Source organism: Bradyrhizobium sp. Leo114, from assembly GCF_055229415.2.
In genome coordinates, this window is sequence record NZ_JBUYEN020000167.1 from 1 (window position 1) to 1,255 (window position 1,255).

General features: G+C 66.7%; 1 protein-coding gene. It reads left to right on the forward strand.

The genetic code is table 11. The features are described from left to right. Positions 1-5: 5 nt before the first annotated feature. Entirely contained in the window at positions 6-1,034 is a 1,029-nt protein-coding gene (locus ACZIRK_RS45195; RefSeq protein ID WP_474419837.1) for an IS110 family RNA-guided transposase, read from the forward strand. Positions 1,035-1,255: the final 221 nt, after the last annotated feature.

Below are 1,255 nucleotides of genomic sequence, written 5' to 3' on the forward strand. Positions count from 1 at the left end.
CGACCATGGAGCACTATGCCGGAATCGACGTGTCATTGGAATGCTCGAGCGTGTGTGTGGTTGACGCCAACGGCAAGATCGTGCGGGAAGCCAAGGTGGCGAGCGAGCCGGAGGCGCTGATCGCCTGGTTCCGCGCGCTCGGCTACGGTCTTGAGCGGATCGGGCTGGAGGCCGGCCCGCTGTCGCAATGGCTGTTTGCAAAGATGAAGGCGGCCGGGCTCGCCGTGGAGCTGCTGGAGACGCGGCACGTGCGGGATGCGTTCAAGGCCATGCCGGTGAAGTCGGATCGCAACGACGCCCGGGGGATCGCGCAGCTGATCCGGTTGGGCTGGTTCCGGCCGGTGCACTGCAAGTCGCTGAGCGCGCAGGAGACGCGGGCGACGCTGACCGCCCGCAAGCTGGTGCAATCGAAGCTGCTCGACGTCGAGAACAGCCTGCGCGGGATCCTGCGCGGCTTCGGTCTCAAGGTCGGCACGCCGACGAAGCGCGAGTTTGCCGGACGGATCCAGGCACTCGTCGCCGGCCATCCGCATCTTGAGCGGATCGCCGGTGCGCTATTGGCGGTGCGCGAGATCCTGCGCAAGGAGTTTGCGGCGTTCGAGAAGCAGACCCGCAGCATGGCGCGAGCCGACATGCAGGCCCGGCTGCTGACGTCGGTCCCCGCGGTCGGCCCGATCGTGGCGCTGACCTATGCCAGCGCCATCGACGATCCGCACCGGTTCAAATCATCCAAGCAGGTGGGGGCGCATTTCGGCTTGACGCCGAAGAAGCACCAGTCCGGCGAGACCGACTACACCGGCCGGATCAGCAAGATCGGCGACGGCGCGGTGCGCACGGTGCTCTACGAGGCCGCCCACATCATGCTGACCAAGCCGGTCAAGGGCTGTTCGCAATTGAAGAGCTGGGCGATGCGGATCGCCCGCCGCGCCGGCATCAGCAAGGCCAAGGTGGCGCTCGCCCGCCGCCTGGCGGTGATCATGCACCGCATGCTGGTCGATCAAACCCCGTTCAACGCCGCCGCGGCGGCAGCCTGACAGGAGGCGCACACCAGGTTTTCGGGCGGGTCACCACACCAGGCCTTCTCGAAGCGAAGTCCCTTCGCCGGGACGATGGATCAGGTCAGGCCGTTGCCCACCAGGTGGCTCGTAACCACGCTCCTGTAGATTGGCCGACCGATCCTCTCCAACCCCATCAGGTGGCGGTCTTGCACCGACCCCGTACAGAAGCGAGACCCCGGCGAGCGGATGACGCAAAA

What these genes read in the sequence shown, in the direction of transcription:
- ACZIRK_RS45195 (WP_474419837.1), top strand. Translation starts at nt 6, where the DNA reads ATGGAGCACTATGCCGGAATCGACGTGTCATTGGAATGCTCGAGCGTG.